Source organism: Candidatus Woesearchaeota archaeon (assembly GCA_020854775.1).
In the GTDB taxonomy this organism is placed as follows: Archaea; Nanobdellota; Nanobdellia; order Woesearchaeales; family 21-14-0-10-32-9; genus 21-14-0-10-32-9.
The window spans coordinates 48048-68853 of record JAHKLZ010000005.1; the positions used below are offsets into that span (position 1 = coordinate 48048).

Sequence of the window (20806 nt, forward strand, 5' to 3'; positions counted from 1 at the left end):
GTTTATAGTTTAAAAATGTTTTGTCGTATTATTGAGTGATAAATTTTTTTTTGAATTCGTTTTTTTCTTGTAAAGATTTATAAAGTGTCGCTCTTTTCTTTTTGGTTATGACGTCTGAAGATAAGCCTAAAGTTAAAAAAACTGTTAAGAAAGTTTCTAAAGTGGTTAAGGATAAAATTAAAGATGTTAAAATTGTTAAGGACACTAAGAAAAGTGTTAATATTGTTAAGAATAAATCTGATTTTTTGCAGCCTTCTATTAATATTGGTTTGGTTGGTCACGTTGATCATGGTAAGACTACTTTGACTGAGCGTTTATCTGGTAAGTGGACTGATACTCATTCTGAGGAGATGAAGCGTGGTATCACTATTAAGCTTGGTTATGCTGATACTGTTTTTTATAAGTGTCCTAAGTGTGCTAAGTTCTTGGTTAAGGCTAAGTGTCATGATTGTGGTGGGGTTGATACTGAGGTTGTTAGGAAGGTTAGTTTTGTTGATGCGCCTGGTCACGAGTCTTTGATGGCTACTATGCTTGCTGGTACTACTGTTATGGATGGTGCTATTTTGTTGGTTGCTGCTAATGAGGTTTGTCCTCAGCCTCAGACTCGTGAGCATTTGATGGCTTTGCAGATTTCTGGTATTAAGAATGTTATTATTGCTCAGAATAAGATTGATTTGGTTGATGATGAGCGTGCTTTGAAAAATCATGTTCAGATTCGTGAATTTTTGAAAGGTACTGCTTATGAGGATGCTCCTATTATTCCTTTGAGTGCTCAGCACGGTGCTAATATTCATTTCTTGATTAGTGCTATTGAAGAGAGGATTCCTACGCCTGATAAGGATAAGGATTTGGATCCTTTGTTTTTGATTGCTAGGTCTTTTGATGTTAATAAGCCAGGTAGTGGTCCTGAGAAGCTTACTGGTGGTATTCTTGGTGGTGCTTTGGTTCAGGGTTCTTTTAAGGTTGGTGATAAATTAGAGATTCGTCCTGGTCGTGTTCTTGAGGAGCATAATCAGTTGGTTACTAAGCCTTTATTTGCTCGTGTTGTTAGTATTACTAGTGGTGGTAGCTCAGTTGATAGTATTAGTCCTGGTGGTTCTATTGGTGTTATGACTTCTCTTGATCCTAGTATTGTTAAGTCTGATAATCTTGTTGGTAACGTCGCAGGTTTTCCTGGTAAGTTGCCTCCTGTTTGGACTTTTTTGAAGTTGGAGATGAATCTTCTTAATAGGGTTGTGGGTAGTCAGCAAGACTTGGAGGTTCAGCCTTTGCGTTCTGGTGAGGTTTTAATGCTTAATGTTAATTCTGCTGCTACTGTTGGTCAGGTTGTTGATCTTGGTAAGAATATTGCTTCTTTGCGTCTTCGTTTGCCTGTTTGTGCTGATGTTGGTGCTAGGGTTAGTGTTAGTCGTAAAGTTGGTAATAGGTTTAGGCTTATTGGTTTCGGTATTATTAAGGAATAATTCTTTTGTGTAGGGGTTGAACACTTTCGGCAAATTTTCATGATTTTTCATAAAGTTTTTAATTGATTGTTTATTGTTCTTGTTGTATGGTTAATAAAAAGCTTGTTGATTCAATTTTGGATAAGGTTTTGGTTGATATTATGCCTAGTTCTGATTCTTTGGTTGTTGTTAATGATTTTGTTAATGAGTTAAATGTTTTGCTTGAGAAAAAAAAGGTTGGTGCTGTCGCGGTTCTTGGTGGTAGTACCGCTAAGGGTACTTTTCTTAAGGATGATTTTGATGCTGATATTTTTGTTAAGTTTGATGTTTCTTTTAAGGGTAAAGATATTTCGGGTTTGCTTGCTAGTGTTTTGAAGGATAATTTCGTGTTTGATCGTGTTCGTGGTTCTAGGGATTATTTTCATGTTCGTCGTGGATTAGTTTTTGAGTTGGTTCCTGTTATTGATGTTTCTCGTATTGAGGATGCTGATAATGTTATTGATATGTCTCCTTTGCATGTTGATTATTTTCTTCGTAAGGGTGCTGGTTTGGAGGATGATGTTCGTTTGTTGAAGCGTTTTATGAAGTCTGCTCGTGTTTATGGTGCGGAGAGTTTCATTAAGGGTTTTAGTGGGCACGTTGTTGATTTGTTGGTTATTAAATATGGTAGTTTTATGAATGTATTAAGGGCTGTTTCTAAGTGGGAGCCTGTTGTTATTATTGATATTGATAAGAAATTAAAGGATCCTTTGTTGGAGCTTGATAAGGCTAAGGTTTCTGGTCCTTTAGTAGTTGTTGATCCTGTTCAGAAGGATAGGAACGCGGCTACTGCTTTAAGTTTTGATTGTTTTTATGATTTTGTGAATCGTTGTAAGTCTTTTTTGGAATCTCCTTCTGAGGATTTTTTTGTTTTGAGGTCTGCTAGGGACGTTGTTTCTCCTAAGAAAGGGGAGTCTTTGTTTGAATTCGTTATTGATCCTCTTAGTGGTAGTGAGGATGTTTCTGGTTCTAAGGTTCTTAAGGTTTTGGATTTTTTGTTTAAGGAATTGAAGAATCGTGATTTTTTGTGTTCTGGTTTTGTTTGGGATTTTGGTTTTCCTTGTAGGGCTTATTTTTGTGTTGAGGATATAAAATTGGATCCTGTTAAGGTTGTTCGTGGTCCTCCTTTGAGTTCTGAGGTTCATTGTTCTGCTTTTAGGGCTAAGCACAAAGTTGTTTTTGATGATGGTAATTTTTTGTTTGCTAAGGTTAATAGGGATTTTGTTTGTGTTTCTTCTTTGTTTGATTTTTTGATTGAGGATTCTTATGTTTTGGAGCGTTGTGTTAGTATCTCTTATAAAAAGATTTGATTTTTTTACTTCTTAGTGGTGCTTTGTGAAAAGTTTTTTATATTTGTTTGATTTTTTCGTGTTTGTCATGGTTGAGTTTAATGAATATTTAATGGATGGTTTTGTTAATAGTAAGGTTTCTTTGTTAGAGCGTTTGGCTAGTAATGGTGAGTATTCTGCTTTGGTTAAGGAACTTGAGTTTGCTGAATTTTATAAGAGGGTTTGTCCTGATTATTTTTTTGTGTATTATGGTGATTTGGATTTTTTTGGTTTGGAGAGTTTTTGTATTGCTAATTTTGATATCAATTATTTAAAGGAAAAACGTGTTGATTCTTTGGAGGATTTGTTTGTTATTTTTGATGGATTGGATGATGTTCATATTAATAATTTTTATATTCCTGATTGTGATAGGGTTGAGCGTAGAGTTTTGGATGTGAAGCAGGAATTGCTTAATTCTTATGTTGATGTTTTAGATTCTTCTTTGAAGCGTTTTTGTTCTTTGGCTGAGAATTCTGATTCTAATAATTTTTATTCTTTGAAGAATAAGTTTAGTAAGTTGACTGTTGAGGTTAAGAGTCCTGTTTTGGTTGATTTTTTTTATAAGTTGGATTTGATTGAGGGTTGTTTTTTTTGATTTTTTAGATTATTTTTGATATTAGTATTCCTGTGATTGTTGCTATTATTAAGTATATGATTGCAGGCATGATTGTTTTTTTTAGTATTTTTATTTCTTGGTTTTTTAGGTTGACTGTTGTTTGTGCCGCTATTATGTTTGTTAGTGATATCATGTTTCCTATTCCTGCGCCGATTACTTGTAATGCTAATACTAGGAATGTGCTTATGCCTATTATTTGTGCTGTTTCTTGTTGGAATGCTCCGAATAATATGTTTGATACTGTTGCGCTTCCTGATAGGAATGATCCGAATGCGCCTATTGTGGGGGATATTATTAGGAAGTTTTTTGTTGTTATTGTTTGTGTTATTGTTGTTAGCATTCCTGGTATGTTTTTGTTGTTGAAGCTTGTTAGTATTAGTATTTGTATTGTTGCTGTTATGAATAGTATTGTTAAGAATGGATTTATTAATTTCTTCGTGGTTTCTTTTAGTATTGGTTTTATGTGTTTGTAGCTGTTTTTTATTATTGTTGTTAGTATCAGTATTGTTATTATGAATATTATTCCTGGGTTGTATAGTGTTAAGTTATGGGTTACTGTTGGTTGTATTGTTATTGTTTTTGATGGTAGTACATATTTTCCTAGTAGTAATAGTGTTGTTAGTATCGCGTAGGGCATTAAGTTTTTTAGTTGTGATTTTTTTTCTTTTATTACGTTTTTTACGTTTTTTGGTACGAATAGTTTTTTCTTTGTTGTATACATTATTATGATGAGTCCTATTATTGGTCCTAGTAGTGAGGGGAATTCTGGTCCTATGTACGTTAATAAGTAGTAGGGTATTAGGAAGCATAGTCCTGCCCATATCGCGTAGGGTATCATTTCTTTAAATTTTTGTATTGGTTGTTTTTCGTAGTAGGTTATTGTTGCTATGATTAGTACTGGTATTATGAGTCCTGCTATTAAGTTTATGAGTCCTGCTGTTTCTGCTACAAACGTTGTTTCTAGTCCTGAGTATCCTATTCTTATAGGGGTTCCTACTGCTCCAAATACTACTGCTGTTGAGTTCCCTATTAGTGCTAGTGTTACTGCTAGTATAGCAGGGAATCCTATTGCTACTAGTAGTGGCGCGGTTATTGCTGCAGGTGTTCCAAATCCCGCTGTTCCTTCTATGAAGCTTCCGAAGAACCATATTATTATTATTGCTTGTATTCTTTTGTCTGTGCTTATTTGTGTTATTTGTTGTTCTATTTTTTTTATTAGCCCTGTTTTTTTTAGGAATTCTAGGAATAGGATTGCTCCTGTTATTATTAGTATTATATCTATTGATATTAGTAGTGCTTTTGTTATTGCTGCTGTTACGTATTCTTGTTTTATTAACCAGTGAGTCGTGCTTATTATTAGTGTGTAAATAAATGTTATTGGTGCTGCTATGTACAAGGGTTTTTTTAGTATTAAGAATATTATTAGTAGTATTATAGGTGTAATTGCTATAATTACTGTGTTCATTTTTGTTCAGGTTTTATTTTGAATATGGTTATTTCGTTTTTTGATCCTAGTCTCATCGGGGGTCCCCACCATCCTGTTCCCGGTGATACGTATAAATAAGAGTTTTGTTTCTTTTTTAGTCCTTTTATTTTTTTGTAAAAGAATCTTAGTATTAAGTTCAAAGGAAATATTTGGCCTGCGTGGGTGTGTCCTGTTAGCATTAAATCTATTTTTTTTCTTGCTTGTTTGAATCCTATTGGTCTGTGAAATAGTAGTACGTTGTATTCTTTTGGGTTCGTGTTTATTTTGTTTAATTCTAGAATCATTTTTCTTTTTTTGTCTGTGTCATTTATGCCTATTATGTTTATTTCTTGTTTCTTGATTTTTTGATTTTCTAGTATTTTTATGTTTGATTTTCTTAGTAGTTCTTTTACTGTTTTTATTCCTGTCATTTCTTCGTGGTTTCCTAGTACCATGTATGTTTCTGATTTTATTTTTCTTAGTACGTCAAAATAGTTTTTTTCGTATTTGTGTTTTCCATCTATTAGGTCCCCTGTTATTACTGTTATGTCTGGTTTTTCTTCGTTTATTTTTTGTATTATTCTTTCTAGGAAGTTTTTTTTGTGTGTTGCGCCTATGTGTATGTCTGATACTTGTATTAGCGTTATTGGTTTTTTTATTTTGTTTGTTGTTATGTTTATTGTTTTTTTGTGTGTGTATGTAGCGTTTATTAGTGCGTATATTGTTATTGCCGTTATTGTTATGAACGTTAGTATTATTCTTTGTTCAGGTATTATTATTTTTAGGAATAGTAGTAGTTCTACTAGTACTAGTATTATGAATGCTATTGCGACTATTCCTAGCCACGTTGATCCTATGATGTTTATTGTTTTTGCTAATACATTGTTTGAGTATCTTATTGCTGCTGCTCCTAATACGTAGGAGAATGACATTATTATTAGTATTATGCTGAACCAAGTGTTTTTTGGTATTTCTAAGAAATAGTATATTTCTGATATTATAAAATAATTTAGTAATAAGTATAGGGTTATGAACATTATTAGTTTTGTTACTAAGTGTTCTTGTTTGTTTTCTGGCTGGGTTATTGTTGTTTCTTGGTGCTTCATTTTTTGTTCACATCATTAAAGGTAACCAGTTTCCTAGTATTAGTATTATTATGTATGCTATTAGGAAGCTTGGTACGAATGGTATTCCTTGTTTTATTATTATGTTTTTTATTCCTTTTTGTTTTAAGTATTGTATTTCTTGTGTTGTTAGTCCTGTTTTGCTTGGTTTTATTGTTTTTTGTTTGAATTTAAATTCTTGTGGTGTCCAGTCTCCTTCTGTTACTTGGTTTATGTTTGTTTTTTTTATTAGTGCTGTTTTTTCTATTGCTTTTAATATGTTCTTTGAGTAGAGCATCATCGTTATTAGCAATATTAATATGTAGCTCATTGTTATTAGTTGAGTGTTTATTTTTAGTATTAGCCCTATTATTATCAACGTAGTTGTTATTATTAGTATTATTTTTGTTATTTTATTTTTGTTCTTGTTGTTTTTTGTTATTGTGCAGTATTCTTTTTTGAATGATTCATAATTTTTTATTGTTAAGACTATCATCCACGTTAATCCGTATATTGCTCCTACTAGTAACGAAGTTATTATGAATACTAGGAATAATGGTATTGTTTTTGTTATTAGTAAAGGGTTTATCCCCATTATTGTTCCTATTCCTATTATTAGTTTTGCGTCTCCTCCTCCCCATTGTCCTGTGTAATAAAATAATGCACCTATTGCGTATCCTGTTATTAGTCCTGTGACTGCGTTTAATAGGTAAGTGATTGTTTGATTGTGTATTGATAATGCTATGCTTATTATTAGTCCTAGTGCTATTAACGAGAAGTTAAGAGTATCTGGTACTTCTCTTTTTTTTAGGTCCGTGATTGTTCCTAGAATTAGTGCTCCTAGTATGATTGTTTGTTGTATCATTATTATCTATTTTTTTGTGTGTTTATTTAAATATTTTGTTTGTTTATTTTTGTTGGGTTGGGGGAAAGATTTATTAATTATGAATTTTAATTGTTTTTTATGAGTATCTTGGATGATATTAAAGTCAGAGCTAGGGAGTCTCCTAAGAGGATTGTTTTTCCTGAGGGTGATGATGTTCGTGTTCTGAGGGCTTGTAGGATTATTCGTGATGAAAATATTGGTTTTCCTGTTATTCTTCGTGGTTCTAAGGCGAAGATTTTGTTGGAGAAAAATAATATTTCTTGTGATGGTTTAGAGTTGGTTGATGAATCTATTATTGATTTGGGTTCTTATGTTTCTTTGCTTGTTGAGAAGCGTAAGCATAAATCTTTGAGTGCTGAGGATGCTAAGTCTTTGGTTAAAGATGTTAATTATCTTGGTGTTTTGATGGTTGAGTCTGGTTTTGTTGATTGTATGATTTCTGGTGCTGTTCATCCTACTGCTTCTGTTCTTAGGCCTGCTTTGCAGATTATTAAGACTAAGCCAGGCGTTAATACTGCTTCTAGTTTTTTTATTGTTTGTAAGGATGATTTGACTTATTTTTTTAGTGATTGTGCTTTTGTTATTAATCCTGATGAGAATGAGCTTTGTGATATTGCTTTGAGTACTGCGCGTAGTGCTGAAACTTTAGGGTTTTCGCCTAGGGTTGCTTTGCTTAGTTTTTCTACTAAGGGTAGCGCGGAGCATGAGTCTTTGATTAAGATTAGGAATGCTTTGAGTCTTATTAAGGAGAAAAATCCTGGTTTGGTTGTTGATGGCGAGTTACAGCTTGATTCTGCTATTGTTCCTGATGTTGCTAAGTTGAAATGTGGTGATTCTGTTATTAAGGGTGATGCTAACGTGTTAGTTTTTCCTGATCTTAATTCTGGTAATATTGGTTATAAGTTGGTTGAGCGTTTAGGTGGTTTCATGGCTATTGGTCCTATTGTTCAGGGTCTTAGGAAGCCCGTTAATGATCTTAGTAGGGGTTGTGGCGTGGATGATATTGTTCGTGTCGCGATGATTACTGTTGTTGAGGTTGGTAAATGAATGTTCTTGTGATTAATTGCGGTAGTTCTAGTGTTAAGTTTAAGGTTATTAATTCTGTTTCTAGGGATGTTTTGGTTAAGGGTCATGTTGATGGTATTGGTTTGGATTCTTGTGTTTTGAAGTTAAATGGTTCTGAGACTAAGTTGTTTGTTGATACTCATGAGTCTGCTTTGAAAGAAATTTTTAAGGTTGTTGATGTTAATGTTATTGATTGTGTTGGTCATCGAGTTGTTCATGGAGGTCAGAAGTACGTTGATTCTGTGATTATTGATGATGATGTTGTTAAAGCTATTGGGGACTTATGTGATCTTGCTCCTTTGCATAATCCTGCTAATCTTCAAGGTATTAAAGCTTGTATGAGTCTTCTTAAGGGTAAGAAACAAGTGGCTGTTTTTGATACTTCTTTTCATCAGTCTATGGCTAAGGATGCTTTTCTTTATGGTGTTCCTTTAGAGTTGTATGAATCTTTTAGTGTTAGAAAGTATGGTTTTCATGGTATTTCTCATAGTTATTTGTATGGTGAAGTTAAAAGAGTTTTAGGTAGGGATATTAATGTTATTAGTTGTCATCTTGGTAATGGTGCTAGTGTTGCTTGTATTAATCAAGGAAGAGTTGTTGATACCAGCATGGGTTTTACTCCTCTTGATGGCTTAGTAATGGGTACTAGGAGTGGCGGTGTTGATCCTGGTTTGCTTATTTATTTGCAGAAAATTAAGGATTTAGGTCCTGATGAGCTTTGTGATTTTCTTAATAAGGAGTCTGGTTTGAAGGGTATTTGTGGTTTTTCTGATGTTCGTGTTATTCATGAGAAAGCTGAATTGGGTGATGAGCGTTGCGGGCTCGCGCTTGATGTTTTTGTGTGGCGTTTAAAGCATTTTATTGGTGCTTATCTTGGTTTGATGCGTGATAGGACTGATGTTCTCGTGTTTAGTGCGGGTATTGGTGAGGGTGCTTTTTATTTGCGTAAGAAGGTTTGTGATGAGCTTAGTCATCTTGGTTTTTGGTTGGATGATGATAAAAATAATAGGCATGATTTGTTTATTTCTAAGGATGATTCTCCTATTAAAATCATGGTTGTTCCTACGGATGAAGAATTGATGATTGCTTTGGAAGCTTTAAAATTAGTTAAATCCACTTCTTAGTATTTATTAATGGTTATTTTTATATATTATTGGTTATTACTTTTTTTTTATGAGTGATGATTATCTTGGTGATTTATGGCGCCTTATTAAGGATCATAGGAATCTTATGATTGGTGAGTACACTGGTCTTAGGGTTTGTGATTTTGATATGCCTCGGCATGTTTTTGAGGATGTTTATAATTCTAGGATTAATCAGCACTTAGTTAAGCATACTTTGATTTTTGGTAGTGTTGAAAAAGCGTTGGATGAATTAGTTAATGCTAATATTAGTTTTCATCATCTTACTTGTGCAGCTGATACTGATCTTTTGAGGAATAACGCGTTGTGTATTCATTATGATTTGAATGATTCTGTTAATCGTTCTTTGGCTTTACCTGGTGTTACTTATGTTCCTACTGAGAAGACCTTTGTTGTTTTTAGAACTATTTTTAAGAAATTTGATTTGAATTTTGAGGCTTACAAAAAAAAGTAGAATAACTATTTTTTAGTGGTTACTAATCGTTATGTTTATATATTCTTTTTGTTCAACTGTTTTTTATGAATATTAATTACGATTCTAATAAATTAAATACTCTTTGGTCTTTGTTGAGGAATCATTCTAATTATCCTGGTAAGCATGTTGGTTTAAAACAAGTTATGTTTCATTTGAACGTGGATGATTTTAGGAAGAAACATTCTAGTAAGATAATTAATGGTTGTGAAAGCATCGTGACGACTAATTTAGATGATGCTATTTCTCGTATTAGCAATAGTAGTATTAATTATTATCATCTTAGTTGCGTTGGTAATATTCTTAATGGGGCTAATTCTGCTGTTTGTGTTCATTTTAAGAATAATAAAGATAATAAGCATTATGCTTTAGCCATACCTGGTACTAATTACATAATTAAATAAAAAAGAGAATAAAAAATAAAGAAAAATAGTTAAGCTTTATTTCCTAGCTTTTTGTAATTTGCCGTTTAGAAGTGCTTCTAGGCTTTGATCGTTTACTTTGATTACTTGCCATCTTACTCCTGGTAAGTCTCCTTTTGCTCTGCCCATGTTACCACCCATGCACTCTACGACTACTTCGTCGTGTTCGTCAACCATTTTTTGAGCTCCGTCTCCTGGTAAGAAAGCTGTTATTTGTCTGCTGTTCTTAACTAGTTGTACACGGACGCATTTTCTCATTGCTGAATTTGGTTGTTTTGCTTCTCTTTGTACTTTTTCTAGTACTATTCCTGAAGCTTGACTTGAGCCTTCTAATGGGTCTGATTTCTCTTTTAAGCCGAGTTTTTTAGCGTACCATTTGTATTTCTTTTTCTGTTCAGTTCTTCTCTTAATTAGTTTTGTTCCTGCGTTTATTCCTGATGCTTTTTTACTCATTGTTATCACACTACTTTTATTTCTTTTATTTCCTCAAAGTATTTTTTTACTATGTCTTCATAGTTTCTAAGGTTTTGGGCTCTTGCACCAATCATTAATCCTTTTGTTTTGGTGTCTGTTCCCTTAATCGTGATTATTCCTTCAATCATGTTTATGTCTTCCATTTTTAATGGATGCATAATGTTTTTAACGAAATCTAAAACATTAGGATTAAATTCCACTATTTTAATGTTTCTATTAGTTGCTTTGACGAGTTTTTGAACGTTTTCTTTTTTATCTCCGAGTGCTTTTCTTAGTTCTCCGTGTTGTACGATGAAATACAATTTGTCTTTGTTCGTGAAGCAGTCTTTTAGTTTTGCTCTCGTTATTTTTTCGAACATAGTCATTATTTGCAGTGTTTGCACATCGTATTTAGTCTTCATTTTTGGAGTCCTATTACTGCTATTGAAAATGGTTTTCTGCAAAAAGTTCCTAGTTCGTCGTTATTTATTTTTAAAACTTCTAGTTCTGTTTTGTTTAATTCAGCGTACCTAGTTATGTCTTCTTTTGTTTCTTCGTCTAAGTTCTTAGCTATGAATACTTTTTGTAGTTCTCCTTTTTTTAGGAGCTTCATTGTTCTTTCTTTTCCTATTATTAGTTTTTCTGATTCTAATAGTTTTTTTAATTCGTTCATTCGTTCACCTTTCTAATTATTATTTTTTCTTTTTTGCTTTAACCAATAATCCAGGCAATCCTGTTCCTACTGGTACTGGCTGATTTATCATGACGTTTTCTATGACGCTATTAAGAGGATCTGATTCTCCCGCTAAGCACGCATTAATCATATGATTTATCGGAGTTTCAAAGGATGCTCTTGCTAGCACGGATGGTTTTTCTTTTACTATTCCGTACCTGTTTATTCCTAGTAATTTCCCTGACATACACATAGCATCTGCAACTAACATGATGTGTCTTACATTAACATTTAATCCTTGTGCTTCGATAACTTTCATTAATTCATCAATGACTAGTTGCCTAGCTGCTTCTATTCCTAAGAATTCTTCTACTTCATATAAATTATTCGTATAAGTTCTTGTTTCATCTATGAATTCTAGTTTTAGTATTTCTTTCAGATTAGATCCTGCAGTCATTAAAATGAATTCTCCGTTTTTCTTTACAGGCAGTACTTGTTTGATTCCTTTTACGCCGTGAATACTCGTGGTTTTTATTTTTTCTTTTAATTTGTACAAAGTTATTATGTCTTTGTCTTTCCCTGTTTGTTTCACGATTATGTCATTGTTTTTTGATTCGAAATCAAATGATTTGTATGACTTTTTTAGTACCGCTACTACTTTAGCAGAAGTCATTTTTAACAAGTTCATTTTTTCTTCTTTTAAGCTTATAATCATGTTTGCTTCCGCGATGTTTATTGTTACTTCTTTTATGAACTCGTTCATTGTTAATTCTTTAATTGATTCTGCTAATATCTTAATGTCTTTTCCTTCAGAGTATGGTTTTTTTAGGTAAATAGTCATCATCTCCGTAGAAATAGTTTTTCTTCCATCCAGTACTTCTATTAATCTAGGAAGACCTGTAGTGACGTTCATCTCAGCTACACCTGCGAAGTGAAAAGTGTTAAGAGTCATCTGAGTACCTGGTTCTCCTATTGATTCCGCGCTTATTACCCCTACGCATTCTCCTGGTGCTGAAACAGACTTTAAGTATTCGTGTTCTACGTTCTTCATTATTTTTTGTAGTCTGTCTTTTTTGCAGTCTTTTGGTAAGTTTTGTTCTACTTCCTCCAAGATTGATAAGGGTAGTCTATCTTCGTATTCTTTGAATATGCTTTTTAAATCACTCATTCTTATTCACCTTTTCTCTTATTTGGTTGATTCTATTATTGATTTAACGTTTATTTTTCCGCCTTCAGTTTTTGATACGTCTAATCCGTCTTCTCCATAATTAAATTGTACGATTTTTCTTGATGCATCTCTTACTGTGAAATCGTATTCTATTTTTAAGTCTTGCATCGCGTTCGCTAATCTTCTGTATAAATAACCTGACTTAGGCGTTCTTAGAGCGGTATCCATTAAGCTGTCTCTTCCTGTCATTGCCATGAAGAACATCTCGTGTGGTTTTAATCCGTCTTTGAATCCTCCTTTTATGAATCCTCTTGGGACCGCGCTCAGATCTCCTTTCTTGAAGCAAGATAATGATCTGTCTTTGTAGCCTTTGTCGATTCTTCCACCTCTTAGCGCTTGTTGTCCTACGCAAGCAGCCATTTGAGCTAAGTTAATTATATTTCCTCTTGCTCCGCTTCTTATCATGTGCATAGTGTTACTGTTTTGTTTCGCTGTTTCTTCCACTATGTTTCCTGATTCATTTCTTGCTTTGCTTAGTCTCTCAATTATTCTTAGTTCTATTGTTTCTTCAACGGATCTGCCAGGTAATAATTCTAGTGTTCCTTCACTATATTGTTTAATGAACTTATCCACGTCTTTTTGTGCTTCTGTTATTATCTGACTAACTCTTATTTGTGCTTCTTCACTTAGATCCATGTCTGATATCTTAGATGTAAATCCTCTTTTTAGTAGCATTTCTGCTCCTAATCCGTTGATTAATCTTAGTAATCTTACTATTTCTTTCTCTCCATATTTTTGGTGCAATTTTCTTAATAATAGTCCTGATCCTTGACCAAGATTAGCAGAGTCCATCACTCCTGATATTAGTTTTCCTTTCTCAATTTTCACGACTGCGTCAGGATCCTCAGGGTTCTTTGATGCTATTTTTGATTTTCCTACGAAGTCAAAATCGTCAGGTATCACCACTGAGAATACTTCTTTCCCTGTTACTACTTTCTTGTTTGGTAACTTAGAGAAATCTTCTATTCCCGCGCTTGCTAATAAGTCTATTGCGTCTTCGCGTTTCATTTCGTATCCTTTTCTTGTTAGTAAATAATTACCTGTTATGCTGTCTTGGATGCACGCAATGATGCTTAAACCATACCTAGGACTTATTATTTGTGTTTGTACTTCCATTAATGTTTCTGCTTCTGCTCTTGCTTCTTCTGTTTGAGGAATATGAATATTCATCTCGTCCCCGTCGAAGTCAGCGTTGTATGGTGCACAAACAGCAGGATTAAGTCTTAGTGTTAGTCCCGGTAGTACTTTTACTTTATGACACATCATACTCATTCTATGCAGGCTTGGTTGCCTGTTGAATAGTGCTATGTCTCCATCCATTAAGTGTCTTTCAACTATGAATCCTGGTTGGATTTCTTCCAGTAATTGTTCTTTTGTTTCATTAGTTATGCGTTTTCTTTTTCCGTCAGGTCTTAAAACGTAGTTAGCTCCTGGGTAATCTTCATTTCCTCTTTCTACGAATCCTTTTAAGTATTCTATGTTCCACTCAGTGACTCTTTCTGGAACTGATAATTTCTTTGCTATAATACTTGGTACTCCTACTTCGTTTATGTCTAGTTTAGGATCTGGACTGATAACTGTTCTAGCTGAGAAATTCGTTCTTTTTCCTGCTAGGTTCTTACGAATTCTTCCTTCTTTGCTTTTTATTCTTGATGATAACGTTTTTAATGGTTGATTTGATCTGTGTCTCGCAGGAGGTAGATTCGCTACTTCGTTATCGAAGAACGTTGTTACGTGATATTGTAATAAATCCCATAAGTCTTCAATGATTATTTCTGGTGCGCCCGCGTTTATGTTTTCAAATAATCTTTGGTTTATACGCACGATGTCTCCTAATTTGTGTGTTAAATCATCTTCGCTTCTTTCTCCGCTTTCTAGTGTGATGCTTGGACGCATTGTTACTGGCGGTATTGGTAACACTGTTAGTATCATCCATTCAGGTCTCGCTATATCAGGTTTTATTCCGAATACTTTTAGGTCTTCATCTGATATTCTTTCTAGTCTTGCTCTTACTTGTATTGGAGATAATCTTCTATCTTCTTCTACGAACGTTGATGGTTTTTCTAGTGATATCTTTGATTGTTTTTCTTTACAGTAAGGACATGTTTGTATTGTTCTTAGATTAGCTATGATTAATTTTATTGCGTCTCTTCTTTCTATTAGTCCTTGTTCTAATGTTATTTTGTCTAATATGTCTGAGTATTGTTTTATTTTTTCTTTTGGTATTAGTATTCTTCCGCAAGCTTTACATGTTGATCTTAATAAATCTAGTATTACTGGAACAAAAGATATGTGAACTACTGGTCTTGCTAGTTCTAAGTATCCGAAGTGCCCAAAGCTTTCTTTTAGTCTTTGTCCGTCTGTTTTACATCTTAGTCCTGGGTCTATTACGCCGAGGCGTACATCCATTAGTCCTCCGTCTACTGGGTATCCTTCTTTGTCGTATAATTCAGGAGTTACTACTTTTGCTTTTGCTACTTTTTCTATCATTTTCGGCGACATTAGGCCGAATTCGATTGATCCGATGTATTTGTATATTGGTTTTTCGTTACTCATTTGATCGCCTCAAAATTTGCTTTTTAGTTTTAGTTTAGGATATAATCCTAGGGACTTAAATTCGTCTATTAGTAGTTTGAACGCGTAGCTAACTTCTATGTCGCTCATCTCTGAGTCCTCGTCATACATAGGCGAGATTGCTCTGTTGTTTTTTCTCGCGTCGTAATAACCTGTTAGTCCTGATTTTTCGCATATTGGTACTACTACTGTGTCTGTGTCGAATCTTTCTTTTAGTGTTAGTGATGCTCCGTGAGCGATGAAGGTGTCTTTCTCCATCTCTCCTAATCTTAGTCCTCCTTCTTTTGCTCTTCCTTCTGTAGGTTGTCTTGTTAGTAGCTGTATTGGTCCTCTTGCTCTGCTGTGTATTTTGTTTGCTACCATGTGTTTTAATTTTAAGTAATATATGTTTCCTACGAAGATTTGTACTTGGTATTGTTCCCCTGTTATTCCGTTGTATAATGTTTCTGAGCCGTCTTCTCTGAATCCTAAGTCTTTTAGTTCTTGTCTTATGTCTCTTTCTTGTTCTGATTCGAACATTGTTCCGTCAACTAGTCTTCCGGATAGCGCAGCTGTTTTTCCTGCTAATAATTCTAGTAGGTGAGAAATAGTCATCCTGCTAGGTATTCCGTACGGACTGAATATTATGTCTGGTCTTACTCCTGTGCTTGTGAATGGAATGTCTTGTTCTGGTACTACTAAGCTTATTACTCCTTTTTGTCCGTGTCTTGATGTGAATTTATCTCCTATTTCTGGTATTCTTTGTTCTCTTAGTCTTACTTGTATTAGTTTGTTTCCTTCTTCGTTCTCTGTTAATGATACGAAGTCCACTATTCCTTTTTCTCCGTGTTTTAGTGCGAGTGATGATTCTCTGTTTGAATCAGTTGCTAAGCTGTATTCTTCCATGCTGCTTAAGAATCTTGGCGGGCTGACTTTTCCTATTATTACGTCGCCTTCGTTCACTTTTGATTCTGGGAATATTATTCCGTCATCTTCTAAGAATCTGTAATCGTGTTCTGATCTGTATCCTCTGACTTCTTTGTCTGGTATTTTTATTTCATCCATTAATCCGCCTGAGTATCTTAGTTCTTCTGATACTATTGGTCTGAAATAACTTGTTCTTCCTAGTCCTCTGTCTATTGAGCCTTTGTTGATTACGATGGAATCCTCCATGTTGTATCCTTTGTAACTCATAACAGCTAGTACTATGTTTTGTCCTGATGGGTGTTTATCATATTTTATTACGTCGTGTAACGCTGTTTGTACTAATGGGTATTGTGGGTAATGTAGTAAGTTAACGTCCATGTCCATTCTTACTGCTAGGTTAGCCGCGTATAGTCCTACTCCTTGTTTTTGATTCTTTGCTCCTTGATTTAAACGTACTCCTTGGTTGTAGTTTCCAAATGGTACTAGTCCCGTGATTAGTCCTAGTACTGATAATGGTGTTACGTCTAAGTGGGTGTGCTCATTTGTTAAGTCTTCTTCAAAGAATGCTATTAATGAGTTTTCTTCTTCTGCTGAATCTAAGTATTCTATTACTCCTGTTTTTATTAGGTCTGACCAAGTAATCTCGTTTTTTTCTAATTGTTTTAGGTGTTTTTCTTCTAGTAATGGTTTTCCTTCTTTTACTACTATTAGTGGCCTAGTTGTTCTTCCACTAGAAGTTTCTATTATTACTTTGTCTTCGTTTGGAACGTGTAATACGTTCACATCTTCTTCTATTTTTCCTGCTCTTCTCGCGAATATTATTTGGTTCACGAAGTCTTCTGGTTCTTTTACTGTTCCTGTGAATTTTCCATCTATGAATACGTCCGTCATTTTACACTCACCGTTTCTAATCCTAGTTCTTTTAATTTTGGTACTAATTCTTCTTCGTTCACTGAGCTTGTTACTTTTGTTAGTAAAGCAAAGTTTTTTCTTAGTCCTATGTTTGTTCCTTCTGGTGTTTCACTCATGCACAATCTTCCTAGATGCGTTGGGTGTAGTGCTCTTGCTTCGAAGTTTTCTTGGCTCGCACTCAGAGGACTTACTACTCTTTGTAATACTGATAATAATTGTATGTAGTTCATTCTTTCTATTCTTTGGCTGATTCCTTTTCTTGCACCTACCCAGTTCCCTGTTGCCATGCTACTGTATATTCTTTGGGTTAATAGTTTCTCTCTGATTATTACTCTTATGCTTGGGAATTTTCCTCTTTTTACGATTCTTTGAAAGTTGTATAACATGTCTCCTATTAGGACTTTGATGTTTACTCTGAACAAGTCCGCTAATAAGTCACCTGCTAGTTTTAGTCTTTTGTTTGCGTAATGATCTTTATCAGGCATAGGTATTTCTTTGTTAGATACTCTTAAGTAGTCTTTTACGTATTTGCACAAGTTTATTGCTTTGTTTCTTCTTGCTTCAGTTGTTAATCCAACATGAGGTAATAAGTACTTGTCCATTATTTCTTTTACTCTTTCTATTCTGATTTCTTTTGATTGTGTTATTCCTATTTCTTTTGCTATGTAGTCTATTGCGTCTTCTTCTGTTTTTATGTCTACGAATTCATACAAGTTTATGAATACTTCTGAGCTAGTTGGTAAATCTATTAGTTTCATTATTTCTTCGTCTTTTAGTATTCCTAGTGCTTTTATTAGAACTGTTACTGGTATTTTTCTTACTCTCGTAAATGAAATGTAGATTATTTCATCTTTTTGTTTCTCGATTTGATGAGGAATCTTGTATGATCCTCTTTCTGAGAATATTTTCCCTGTGAATTGTACTGTTCCTGTTTTTTGTTCTTCTACGATGAAGCGGTTCGCTGCTAAGTCCTCAACTGAAACTATTACTTTTTCTGTTCCGTTTATTATGAAGTATCCTCCTGGGTCGTCAGGGTCTTCTCCTGCTTTTATTAGTTCTTCTCTGTTTTTTCCTTTTAAGTTGCAGTACTTACTTTTTAGCATTATTGGGATGTTTCCTATTTGCGTTGTGAATGATTCTTTTTGTTGTCCGTTGACGTGAGCCGATACTTCTAAGAATGCTGGTGCTGAATATGATAGTTTTCTTAGTCTTGCTTCTGCGGGTAATAGTATTCTTTTTGAGCCGTCTGCTTCTGTTATTTCTGGTTTTTCAACGGTTATTTTTTCTAGTCTTATTTTGAATTCTTCTACGTTCGTTGGTATAATTGTTGGTTCTACTTCTTTGTTTTCTTCTATGATTATTTGTAGTTCTTCATCCATGAATTTGTTAAAAGAATCTATGTCTGCTTGTGCTACTGAGTGTTCTTCGAAGAATTTTCTTATTAAGAGTTTTGACCTAGTCATTTTTATGTCTTGAGCTTGATTATTCATTGATTACACCTCTGTAGAATATTGCTTTTCCCGCTGTTGAGCTTGTTCTTGTTATTTTTATTATGTCGTTTTCTTTTGCTTTTAAGTGTCTTATTGCTGGGTCGTTTCTGATTATTTTTGGTAGTTCTTTTATTGTTATGTTATGATAATCAAAGAGTTCTTGTGCTTCTTTTTCTGTTATTTTTTCGTGCAACGGTATTAAGGAGTGTTTCACATGAGAAGTTTCTTTTGTGTCTGCTCTGGTTTTTTTCTTTGTTCTTACGACTTTTTCAGCTTTTTCTTTTTTTACAGCTGTTTTTTTCACTGTGACTTTTTTAATTGTTTTTTTAGAATTAGTTTCTTTTTCGTTTTTTTTAGCCATTTTAATTTGTTACCCCCTTAAGGTATTTGATTTTGATGAGTCGGACGAGATTTGAACTCGCGACAACTTGGTTAAAAGCCAAGTGCTCTACCAGGCTGAGCTACCGACCCTTAAGCGTTTATTTTTAAAAAAAAGTACAAACGCCCTGGCCGGGATTCGAACCCGGGTCGAAGCCTCGACAGGGCTTCATGATAGGCCAGACTACACCACCAAGGCATCTTTGTTTGTCATTTATTCGTGAATAAAGCACTCCATCTAGCATTATTTGGAAATTTGGTCAATTTATAAACCTTACGTTTTTGTTTATTTAAGAAGAGTCCCTCGGGGGAGACTTTCAGAAACAAATTTTTTTTGTTTTTTTTGAACTCCCAACCTTTCGGTTTCAGCTGACCATGTTTCATTCAACTCCGAGGAGCCGTCTCGTGGTTTCTACAGCCGAACGCTCTACCGTTGAGCTACCGAGGGATACTCTTAGAGAAATAATATTTTTTATAAAGGTTTCCTTTGGTTTTTTGTTGTGTTTGTGTTTTATTCTAACCCCTAAAACGTTATAACTACTAGTAAATGACGAAAGATTTATATATTGTTTGTTATTATTAGTTATTATGAATAAAGTAATGCCTGAAGCTTATCTTTGTAAAGACCTTAAGAACAGGGTTGAGAATCTTAAAAGCTTAGTTAAAAGTACTATGGAGCAAGTTCATAGTAAGTATTCTTTTAAGGATGAAGATATAAGTGATAATAAGTTTCAGGACGAGGTTATTAGGCATATTAAGAAGAGTTTGAAGAGTTCTGATTTTTATCAGCTTGATGCTATCGTTAAGGTTTGGACTGATGCTCGTGGAAGCACTATTAAGAAGTATTTTGATTCTAGAATGGAAGTTGATGAAGGCGTTAATCCTAGACGGTTCTTAAAAGTGGCTACTAAGGGTAATTCTCAGGGTTCTTTAACTCAAGTATTAGAAGAAGATCTTGAGCCTTGGGTTGATTGTGTGAGTAACGTGTTAAAGAAAGCTCATAATCGTAATTTTTTGTCAGGGACTTCTACTAAGAAGCAAGTTCTTTCTCGTTTGAAAACAATGATTGATTATCCTGTTAGCATAAAGGAAACCCCTGTTAATTCTCATGTTTCTGAGGAAGGCATAGAGACTCTTATTCTTAATGAGCCTGATAAGTATTTGCCTAGTAGCGCCGTTAAGATTCTTTCTGAGAATCCTGGATTGGATTGGAAAGACATAGCCATAGTGACTGCTAATGTTCTTGAATATGACGTTGTTTCTAAGAAGACTTCTAAGAAAGCCAGGCTCGAAGGTAGGATTAAGTCTTCGGAAGCTATGAAGCTCGCTAAGTACGTCTCAGGTATAAGAAAGGAGCCTATGTATGATGGTATAGGCGTGATGGAGCTTTGTGAGAGTATTGATGATATTAACAAGCATGTTTCTCAGGCTCTTTTGTTGAAAAGCAACAGGAATCATAATCTTAGTCATCGTTATCCTTTAAGTCTTGATGATAAAAGTATTAGTAAAACGCTTAGGGAGTCTTTTGATGCTTCTGAGGAAGCAGTCGTGGAGTTGCTTAGAACTTCTTACTTAATAGGTAATAACGAGTTGTCTGAGCATAGAGTAAACAAATGCAAAAGTGCTTTGGTGTATGGTACTTGGCTCGATATGAATCTTAAAAGTAATAAGAGCCCTATAGAAGTACAGTTCAAGGATAATCTTGGTTATTTCTTGTACGTTTTTAATAGTCCTTTCGGTCATAATTCTAAGGCTTATAACTCTATGAGGACTAACGAATTGTTTAAGAAAGTGAAAATAAAAAATAAAGAATATAACGTTAACAAAATAGCTGAGTATGTCGCTAACGAGATATTTTTGCCTGCTTTTTTATCTTCTAGGAATTATTCATAAGATGTCTTCAACAGGTTTCTTCTTAGGAACTTCTTGTTTTTCTTGCTTAGTTAAGTCAACGCCTAGTTCTTTTAATGCGCCTATGTGCATCTGCATTAATTGTTCAACTATGCTAAGGATTCTTGCTAGTTCTTCTCTTTCCTTAGAAAGCGTTGATAATGATCCTTTATGAAATCCTATTTGTTCATCTTTAGACATGTTCTTCGTATCCATTAATTATCACCTTTTATTACTTCGTTGTACTTCGTATTTTATAAAGTTTACTTTTAAGTTTTTGTTAATGTCTGAAACTTAAAAAATAAATTACGAGAAGAATTTA

General features: G+C 34.1%; 20 protein-coding genes and 3 tRNA genes. 8 read left to right on the forward strand and 15 right to left on the reverse strand.

Annotated features, from left to right (window positions below; translation table 11 throughout):
* Positions 1–107: 107 nt before the first annotated feature.
* The 3 genes from KO361_00780 (at position 108) to KO361_00790 (ending at position 3404) form a co-directional block, all read left to right on the forward strand.
* On the forward strand, positions 108–1463 hold the full coding sequence (locus tag KO361_00780; GenBank protein MCC7574113.1) for a translation initiation factor IF-2 subunit gamma: 1356 nt from the start codon (positions 108–110) through the stop codon (positions 1461–1463).
* An 86-nt stretch (positions 1464–1549) separates the two neighbouring features.
* Complete coding sequence (locus KO361_00785) at positions 1550–2791, forward strand: nucleotidyltransferase domain-containing protein (GenBank protein ID MCC7574114.1); 1242 nt, start codon at positions 1550–1552, stop codon at positions 2789–2791.
* A gap of 67 nt (positions 2792–2858) precedes the next feature.
* Complete coding sequence (locus KO361_00790; protein ID MCC7574115.1) at positions 2859–3404, forward strand: hypothetical protein; 546 nt, start codon at positions 2859–2861, stop codon at positions 3402–3404.
* A gap of 4 nt (positions 3405–3408) precedes the next feature.
* On the opposite strand, the gene KO361_00795 is transcribed toward KO361_00790, so the two are convergent.
* From KO361_00795 to KO361_00805, 3 genes are read right to left on the reverse strand one after another with little or no spacing between them, the layout of a single operon-like run.
* Positions 3409–4890, reverse strand: coding sequence for an L-lactate permease (locus KO361_00795; protein MCC7574116.1), 1482 nt, complete (start codon positions 4888–4890; stop codon positions 3409–3411).
* Entirely contained in the window at positions 4887–5996 is a 1110-nt protein-coding gene (locus tag KO361_00800) for a metallophosphoesterase (GenBank protein MCC7574117.1), read from the reverse strand. The genes KO361_00795 and KO361_00800 overlap by 4 nt, the downstream gene beginning before the upstream one ends.
* Before the next feature lie 7 nt (positions 5997–6003).
* Complete coding sequence (locus KO361_00805) at positions 6004–6858, reverse strand: A24 family peptidase (protein ID MCC7574118.1); 855 nt, start codon at positions 6856–6858, stop codon at positions 6004–6006.
* 99 nt (positions 6859–6957) lie between these two features.
* Here KO361_00805 and pta point away from each other — a divergent pair, with 99 nt between their 5' ends.
* The 4 genes from pta (at position 6958) to KO361_00825 (ending at position 9962) form a co-directional block, all read left to right on the forward strand.
* Positions 6958–7926 carry a phosphate acetyltransferase gene (gene pta, locus KO361_00810; GenBank protein ID MCC7574119.1) on the forward strand — a complete coding sequence of 323 codons (969 nt, stop codon included), beginning with the start codon at positions 6958–6960 and terminating at the stop codon, positions 7924–7926.
* Positions 7923–9068, forward strand: coding sequence for an acetate kinase (locus KO361_00815; protein ID MCC7574120.1), 1146 nt, complete (start codon positions 7923–7925; stop codon positions 9066–9068). The genes pta and KO361_00815 overlap by 4 nt, the downstream gene beginning before the upstream one ends.
* A 49-nt stretch (positions 9069–9117) precedes the next feature.
* Positions 9118–9540 carry a hypothetical protein gene (locus KO361_00820; GenBank protein ID MCC7574121.1) on the forward strand — a complete coding sequence of 141 codons (423 nt, stop codon included), beginning with the start codon at positions 9118–9120 and terminating at the stop codon, positions 9538–9540.
* 65 nt (positions 9541–9605) lie between these two features.
* Positions 9606–9962, forward strand: coding sequence for a hypothetical protein (locus KO361_00825; GenBank protein ID MCC7574122.1), 357 nt, complete (start codon positions 9606–9608; stop codon positions 9960–9962).
* A gap of 36 nt (positions 9963–9998) precedes the next feature.
* Here KO361_00825 and KO361_00830 read toward each other — a convergent pair whose 3' ends face one another.
* From KO361_00830 to KO361_00880, 11 genes are all read right to left on the reverse strand, one after another.
* A complete protein-coding gene (locus tag KO361_00830; protein ID MCC7574123.1) occupies positions 9999–10433 on the reverse strand; it encodes a 30S ribosomal protein S12 in 435 nt (144 codons plus the stop codon).
* Between the two features lie 5 nt (positions 10434–10438).
* Complete coding sequence (locus KO361_00835) at positions 10439–10855, reverse strand: NusA-like transcription termination signal-binding factor (protein ID MCC7574124.1); 417 nt, start codon at positions 10853–10855, stop codon at positions 10439–10441.
* Positions 10852–11106, reverse strand: coding sequence for a ribosomal L7Ae/L30e/S12e/Gadd45 family protein (locus KO361_00840; GenBank protein MCC7574125.1), 255 nt, complete (start codon positions 11104–11106; stop codon positions 10852–10854). Before KO361_00840 ends, KO361_00835 begins: the two co-directional genes overlap by 4 nt.
* 19 nt (positions 11107–11125) lie before the next feature.
* Positions 11126–12274, reverse strand: a complete 1149-nt coding sequence (locus KO361_00845; GenBank protein MCC7574126.1) for a DNA-directed RNA polymerase subunit A'' — start codon at positions 12272–12274, stop codon at positions 11126–11128.
* Positions 12275–12292: 18 nt separating this feature from the next.
* Positions 12293–14890, reverse strand: a complete 2598-nt coding sequence (locus KO361_00850) for a DNA-directed RNA polymerase subunit A' (GenBank protein ID MCC7574127.1) — start codon at positions 14888–14890, stop codon at positions 12293–12295.
* Positions 14891–14899: 9 nt separating this feature from the next.
* Positions 14900–16705, reverse strand: coding sequence for a DNA-directed RNA polymerase subunit B (gene rpoB, locus KO361_00855; protein MCC7574128.1), 1806 nt, complete (start codon positions 16703–16705; stop codon positions 14900–14902).
* A complete protein-coding gene (locus KO361_00860; protein ID MCC7574129.1) occupies positions 16702–18216 on the reverse strand; it encodes a DNA-directed RNA polymerase subunit B'' in 1515 nt (504 codons plus the stop codon). Before KO361_00860 ends, rpoB begins: the two co-directional genes overlap by 4 nt.
* Entirely contained in the window at positions 18209–18577 is a 369-nt protein-coding gene (locus KO361_00865) for a DNA-directed RNA polymerase subunit H (protein MCC7574130.1), read from the reverse strand. The genes KO361_00860 and KO361_00865 overlap by 8 nt, the downstream gene beginning before the upstream one ends.
* Positions 18578–18613: 36 nt before the next feature.
* Positions 18614–18687 (reverse strand) — tRNA-Lys (locus KO361_00870).
* A gap of 31 nt (positions 18688–18718) precedes the next feature.
* Positions 18719–18793, reverse strand: a tRNA-Asp gene (locus KO361_00875).
* 101 nt (positions 18794–18894) lie between these two features.
* Positions 18895–19042 (reverse strand) — tRNA-Tyr (locus KO361_00880).
* 140 nt (positions 19043–19182) lie between these two features.
* Here KO361_00880 and KO361_00885 point away from each other — a divergent pair.
* The gene (locus tag KO361_00885) at positions 19183–20487 is read left to right on the forward strand and encodes a hypothetical protein (protein MCC7574131.1); all 1305 of its coding nucleotides are present in this window, start codon (positions 19183–19185) and stop codon (positions 20485–20487) included.
* Here the strand turns inward: KO361_00885 and KO361_00890 are convergent.
* On the reverse strand, positions 20482–20700 hold the full coding sequence (locus KO361_00890) for a hypothetical protein (GenBank protein MCC7574132.1): 219 nt from the start codon (positions 20698–20700) through the stop codon (positions 20482–20484). The genes KO361_00885 and KO361_00890 overlap by 6 nt on opposite strands.
* Between the last annotated feature and the right edge of the window lie 106 nt (positions 20701–20806).